Origin of the sequence: Paraburkholderia sp. BR13439 (assembly GCF_040948805.1) — a bacterium.
GTDB classification, from domain to species: Bacteria; Pseudomonadota; Gammaproteobacteria; order Burkholderiales; family Burkholderiaceae; genus Paraburkholderia; species Paraburkholderia youngii.
The window spans coordinates 432,936-438,935 of record NZ_JBFPKN010000005.1 but is presented as its reverse complement, the minus strand read 5'-3'; the positions used below and the strand labels follow the sequence as shown (position 1 = coordinate 438,935).

The 6,000-nt window shown below is 58.9% G+C and carries 6 protein-coding genes and 1 pseudogene; 5 read left to right on the top strand and 2 right to left on the bottom strand.

The window, feature by feature from the left end:
• Positions 1-855: 855 nt before the first annotated feature.
• Positions 856-1,329: a DUF6130 family protein gene (locus AB3X96_RS13590; RefSeq protein ID WP_368590141.1), complete on the top strand. Its 474-nt coding sequence runs from the start codon at positions 856-858 to the stop codon at positions 1,327-1,329.
• A gap of 347 nt (positions 1,330-1,676) precedes the next feature.
• On the opposite strand, the pseudogene AB3X96_RS13585 reads toward AB3X96_RS13590, so the two are convergent.
• Together AB3X96_RS13585 and AB3X96_RS13580 are read right to left on the bottom strand one after the other, a co-directional pair.
• Positions 1,677-1,853 (bottom strand): annotated as a pseudogene (locus tag AB3X96_RS13585) (epoxide hydrolase); the annotation flags it as partial.
• Positions 1,854-1,954: 101 nt separating this feature from the next.
• Positions 1,955-2,989: a GlxA family transcriptional regulator gene (locus tag AB3X96_RS13580; RefSeq protein WP_368590140.1), complete on the bottom strand. Its 1,035-nt coding sequence runs from the start codon at positions 2,987-2,989 to the stop codon at positions 1,955-1,957.
• A gap of 106 nt (positions 2,990-3,095) precedes the next feature.
• Between AB3X96_RS13580 and AB3X96_RS13575 the strand changes: the two genes are divergently transcribed.
• The 4 genes from AB3X96_RS13575 (at position 3,096) to AB3X96_RS13560 (ending at position 5,710) form a co-directional block, all read left to right on the top strand.
• Entirely contained in the window at positions 3,096-3,650 is a 555-nt protein-coding gene (locus AB3X96_RS13575) for a 4-oxalocrotonate tautomerase family protein (RefSeq protein ID WP_368590139.1), read from the top strand.
• Complete coding sequence (locus AB3X96_RS13570; protein ID WP_176106252.1) at positions 3,647-4,123, top strand: hypothetical protein; 477 nt, start codon at positions 3,647-3,649, stop codon at positions 4,121-4,123. The genes AB3X96_RS13575 and AB3X96_RS13570 overlap by 4 nt, the downstream gene beginning before the upstream one ends.
• On the top strand, positions 4,120-4,620 hold the full coding sequence (locus AB3X96_RS13565; RefSeq protein ID WP_368590138.1) for a hypothetical protein: 501 nt from the start codon (positions 4,120-4,122) through the stop codon (positions 4,618-4,620). Before AB3X96_RS13570 ends, AB3X96_RS13565 begins: the two co-directional genes overlap by 4 nt.
• 115 nt (positions 4,621-4,735) lie before the next feature.
• On the top strand, positions 4,736-5,710 hold the full coding sequence (locus AB3X96_RS13560) for an alpha/beta fold hydrolase (protein ID WP_368590137.1): 975 nt from the start codon (positions 4,736-4,738) through the stop codon (positions 5,708-5,710).
• The last annotated feature ends 290 nt before the right edge of the window (positions 5,711-6,000 follow it).

The window sequence follows — 6,000 nt, the reverse complement described above, 5'->3', positions numbered from 1 at the left end:
CGATCGTGATGGGACTGTTCATGGTTCACCTCGTCGTTCGGAAGAAAACAGCACGCCGCTTCGCGCGCCGCTGTGCGCGCCAGTTTGCGCGTGCCACTACCGACTCGAAAGTCCCTGATATTCCATCTCTCGTCGTTATTTTGTTCTTTTGTCGTCCGCAAATCCTGTGAGCGGGGTCGCCGGTAGTCGCGCAAATTGATGAACGCTCCTTGCCGCGCCCCGAGTAGAAAGATCCAAAGACAGTATTGAATCCGCGCGCGAGGATACCGACGCAGGCGCAAATTGAACAAAGACATTTCCGCGCGCGGTGCAGCAGGAATCGCGTCAGACCGACAGGGCATTTCAATTCCCCCGACCATCCGACGCGAATTGGCGCGCGGCGGATCTCAATTGCAGCTCGTTGTCAACGACCAGCCTCTAATCAGTCGACTCGAAGGCCGATACCCTCTATCGGCCGGTCTGGGCAAGCGGCAGCTTCAGTTGACGTCGAGCGGCTGTGCACGACCTCAGAGCCTCCGTGAGAGTGATCCCATCAGAACGGGCCGTTGTCAGAGCCTCAACCGACGTTCGCTCATGGTTCTGTCGCTGACCGGCAACCGGGCGTCACGTTGAGCATCGACTGATTCTCAGCGCAGGCGTCCGCCCCGCACCGCATCCTTTTGTATCCCACCGTATCTACGCTTACGTACAGCCGACTTTCTGACATCAGCGGGATACGCTCACCCGCTCAAATACGCCATCGCTGTCCCAGAGCTTCGGAAGTCACATCTGTCCAACTGCCATGACATGGCCCAGCGATTCCAAGCTAAGTTATTCGGACTTTCTCTACTTGGGGATCAACTAGTGAGAACGCAAATGAACATGCTGATCAAAACGCTTGCCGCAGTTACGGCTGGTGCCGTGCTCGCAACGAACGCCTTCGCCCAGAGCACCGGGGAGGTCGGGATCGCTTCACCGTACGTCGCCATCAAAAACGAGCCCCAGCCCAAACTGATCGTGGATCACACGCCGCTTCCGGCAGGGCTGGCCCACGGGATCGTCTGGATCCAATATTGGGTGGAGAACGTGCATATCGTTCCGGTGTTCGGGGCAGCCGCGCTTACCGTGTCTCCACGAATCGGGCATCTGCACGTACACATCGACGATTTACCTTGGGGTTGGGTAGAAGCGAATGATGTCAATACAATCAGCGTCGCGGGTCTGCCACCCGGCCAGCACAAGATGCTCGTGGAGTTGGTCGACGCTCAACATCACGTATTCGCTGATTGCACGGAGTGCCGGCAGACGGTGACGTTCACGGTCCCCGAGGGCACGCCTCATTCGCACTGAAGGGCTTCGCTGGTTCCTCGCGAATGACGTCCAACGCATCGTGAATTATGAGCGTTCTACCCGATGACTGAGTGTTCTTCTCTGACATGGGACGGCCCGTCACAAGGCAGAGCGCGCGCCCGAATGTCGAACCGTCAACGTATGCGGGCGGCCGTTTGTGGCCGCTTGCACTCGCTGGACCATGACGCTATCCAGCGGCCATCCGCGCGAATGTTTCCAGTCCGTGTCGCGCAATCAGGAACACATCGCCGCCGCGCGAGCTGATCTGGCCGAGATTGATCACTGCTGCGTTCGATCTGCCCGACAGCGTGAGCGCTCCGACACTTGCGTGCCGGAGCGCTTCGCATTTACGCGCGCAAGGGCCTTAACCCCGTACGCACTTCATTCGCGAAGTTCATCGGTTGTTCCCACGCCGCAAAATGCCCGCCAGTTTCGGGCTTGTTGAAGTAAATCAGGTTGTGATATGCCTTTTCGGTCCAACTCTTCGACGCCTGGTAATTTTCTCCGGGAAACGCACTAAGGGCGCGCATCCAATCTGTTTGTAGATACTCTCGGGTACAAAACGGAGATGGGGGGCGAGAGAGGGAAGGGAGTGACCACTGGGGTGGCGTAACGTCGTGACGTCTCAGTCGCTTTTGCTGTCCGGCTCGGCTTCCATGTTCATTGCGCCACGCGAAGACCTCATTCGATATTCACTCGGAGACAATCCGGTCTTGCGCTTGAACAATTGTCGAAATGTGCTGATATCGCCATAACCGACACGTTGGCTTACGGCCTCGAGTCCAATTGGGCGCGTTTCCAGCAGGCGTTTCGCGACCTCGATGCGCAGGTTTTGCAAATACGTCAACGGTGCCAGCCCGACGGCTTCCTTGAAACGGCGATTGAGCGTGCGTTCGCTGACAGCAAGCGATGCCGCCAGATCGCACAACCGGAATCCCTGCTGCAACGTAGCTTCCATCTGCTGCTGGGCGCGCGCGACGAGCGTGTCGGTGTGCCCATGTTCGTCGAGAAGCGTTGCAAAGGAAGCCTGCGACGTCCGGTTCATGTCGATCAACAGCGCCTTCGCAGTCATCGTAGCGAGTTCTTCGCTGGCGAATGTTTCGACGAGCCGCACCGCGAGATTCAGATACGACGTCACTGACCCGCCCGAAATGATGCCGTCTTGCGCAATCAGCAGTTCGTGTGCGCGAACTTCGACACGCGGATAGCGGCGCCCGAAGTCTGCAGCTCTCGCCCAGTGCGTCGTTGCGGCGCGGCCATCCAGCAGGCCGGCCTCGGCGAGCAGGTAATTCGCCGTGCAATAAGCCGCCAGCACGGCACCTGCCTTGCGTTGGCGCCGCAGCGCGGAAGACAGTTCGTTCAACTGCTCGCGGCGCCCGATGAACTCGTCGATGTTCGAGAAAAACGGTGCCGTCAGCAAAACGGCGTCCGCCCGTTTGCGCGGGTCGATCTTGCCGTCGACGTGAATGGTCTGACCCGACGCAGACCTGACGGGATGACCGTCGAGCGATTCCACGCGCCATACGAACAGGGGCGCGGATGTCGTTCCCGGTGCAGTCTTGCGCGCATGGAACTGATTGGCCGCGCTCAAGACGTCGACAGGGCCCGCGACGCCGGACGCGAGGATTCCGTCATAGACCCAGATGCGCACGATAGCCATAAGCGTGTCCGAAATTCCACGAATAATGGCGATTCTGCCACTTTTGGGCGAACCGGTAAACCCCGATCATGGCCACATTCCATGAACTGAAAGCAGGAGCAGCGCCATGCCAATGATCGATGCACTGTGGCCCGAGAATGCCTTGACGTCCGAAGCCGAAGCGCGCCTCGTCAGGGAACTGACCGACATCCTCATCAGGGCCGAAGGGTACGATCCCGCCAGTCGGATCGCACAGCGTGTCACTGTATTCTATCTTCATCGGCCTGCTGCGATCTACGTCGGCGGTGAACGCACGAACACGATCCGCTACCGGATCATCCCGTCCGTACCCGAGGGGCAATATACCGACGAATCGCGGCGCTTGCTCATCAGACAGGTCACGGAAGCGGTGGCACGCGCGGAGAACAGGCCGTTCGATGACGTCGCGCCGCGCGTCTGGGTCTTCCCAACCGAGATACCCGATGGCGCTTGGGGTACGGGCGGCGCGATCTGGATGCTGCCCGATATTCATGCGCTGCTGGCGGGCGAGCCGGAGCGCGACGCAGGCGTCGCCCGGCTTGCCCGACGCCGCCTCGAAAAAGCGCGCATCACGCTCGAAGCGGCGCTCAATGCCGCCAGCGCAGGCATTGCGAGCAAATCGTCACTGGAGCGCCCAGCATGAAATTCAACGACACAGCCCCCGTAATGGCACCCGCAGGCGGTCCGCCGCTCTGGCTGACGAACCTCGCTGAAAACGCGACGCTCGAGGCCTCCGTGCTGAAGCGTCCGATCGAAGGACGAGCCGATATTCTCTCCGTGATCAAACACGCGGTCTCACTCTACGAATTCCAGCAACACAGCTATAAGGGCGCGATTGGCGATAGTTTGTATATGGAGTCCTATCGCTCGCAGATCCAGGGTATGCCGATCGAGACGGTGGTCGTCGCGCACATGAACGAGCACGGCGAGACGGAGTCCGTGGTCATCAGTCATCGCCCGCTCAACGCGGTGCTGCTGTTTTCGAAACTTATGTGGGAGCGGGTCGATGAGCGCTTTCGTGATCGCTATCTGAGCGGACCGGAAGCAGCGGCACTGAATAAGGTATCGGACGCGGCCTCACGCGAGGACGGCTGCACTGGAGCGACTTCTCGATGACAGATGCTCCTGATGGCGTACGCGAACGCTATCGCACGACCGATCTGATCGAGCGGCTGAAAACTGCAGTCACAGACGGTGTTCGAGGCCGTGCGATGAAACGGCTTCTTCTTAACTTGACGACAGCCACTCTGCTGATCGCTTCTGCTGGAGTTTCCATGGCCCACACCACTCCGATGCCAGCCACGCCGACCACGAAGATACTGGCGATTGGTACTTTTCCACCGGGCACGGACATGCAGCTTGTCCAAGACATTCTTCCGTCCGAAGCTCGCGAGACGGCGCAACTCTACCTCGAGGGCAAGATTGATCAGTGGTATTCACTGCAAGACCGGGCTGGGGTGGCGTTCATTTTGAACGTTAACGACGTGAGTCAAGCGCATGAAATGCTCGAGGCACTTCCATTGGGGAAAGCGCACTTGATGACATTTTCGCTGCTCCCAATAGGCCCACTGAAGCCGTTGGGTAAGCTTTTGAATTCGCCTTCGCCCCAGTAGAAAGCGCTGGAGCGTACAGGGCCGCTGCGCCACCGCTTCGGCGCCACATGGAATTCGGAAACGACGAAGCGCAATTACTTGGCGCAAATTCTCACTAAACCGGAGAGTCACTATCATGTTCAAATTCGTAATGAAGGCGACAGTATTTCCCGCCGTAGCTGTGGGCGTTGCCGCATCCAGAATTGTGCCGACGTCAGCCTCGTCGGCGCCGAAGCTTGAAGTCGGCGAGGTGCAGGTCAATCCCGACATGACGCTGCGTCATATGGTCTATCGGCCCGCGCATCCCAAGGGTACGGTGTTGTTCCTGCACGGCTTCCCGGAGACGATGTATGCGTGGAAGCCAATCGCCGAATCCCTGTCCAGCGACTACGAGGTGCATGCTTTTGACTGGCCTGGCTACGGGCAGTCTTCGCGTCCAGGCGCTGATCGCTTCGGGTACGCGCCGAAGGATTATGCGCGTGTGCTGGCTGACTATATCCGCACGTCCGGCATCGACAGTTCGGAGCTGGTGATTTACGCGACCGATATCGGGGCCCTGCCTGCGCTGCTGGCGGCATTGGAGCAACCGGATATCGCAAGGGAGATCATCGTTGGCGACTTTGCCCCGTTCAACCGCCCACAGTACATGTACGAAAGCCTGCAGGGCCTGAAGTCAAAGCCTTCGTCCGACGTCGTGCGCGCTGCGATGAACAAGAACCGTGACGAAATCCTTGCAAACACATTCTTCCGCGGCTTGTCGGAGGGGGAGCGCTACCCGTTGTCCCAGGAGTTCAAGGACGATATGGCGAAAGGGTGGGGCGGTGACGTCACTTCGGCAGATGCCTTTTTTCACTACTACTCTCACTTCACCCGCGACCAGGACTACTTCGAAGCCAATATGGCAACCCTGAAGATCCCCGTGAAGGTGGTGTGGGGTGAGCAGGATATCTATATCAGGAAGGAAATGGGCGTTGAGTACGCGAACCGTAACGGCGTGAAGCTTTCGATTCTCCCTAAACTCGGCCATTTTCCGCATCTGCAAGCGCCTGAGCAGACGGTAGACGAAGTTCGGGCCGCGCTCAGCGCGGGCAGCAATCCTGTCAGTGACTAGCACGAATGCGCGGGTGATGCACACGCGGTTTCTGACACCGCGATGGCCTCGTTTGCCGTGCTTTAGGTCGCGGAATCCGAAAAGATGATCCAGACCGCGTTCCGCGAAGTGTCCGACATGCCCGCTGACGTCCGGACTTTTTCACGCTCGATCGGAAAGCGCGCTGCCCGCGTTTGAGCCTCTTCATAGACAACGAAAGATTGAAGCCACCGAAAGCGGGATATGCCACGCCTTGAATCCCTCAGCGAAGGCATGGACGAGCGCATTGCGTGCGCAGTGGATGAGCCTGA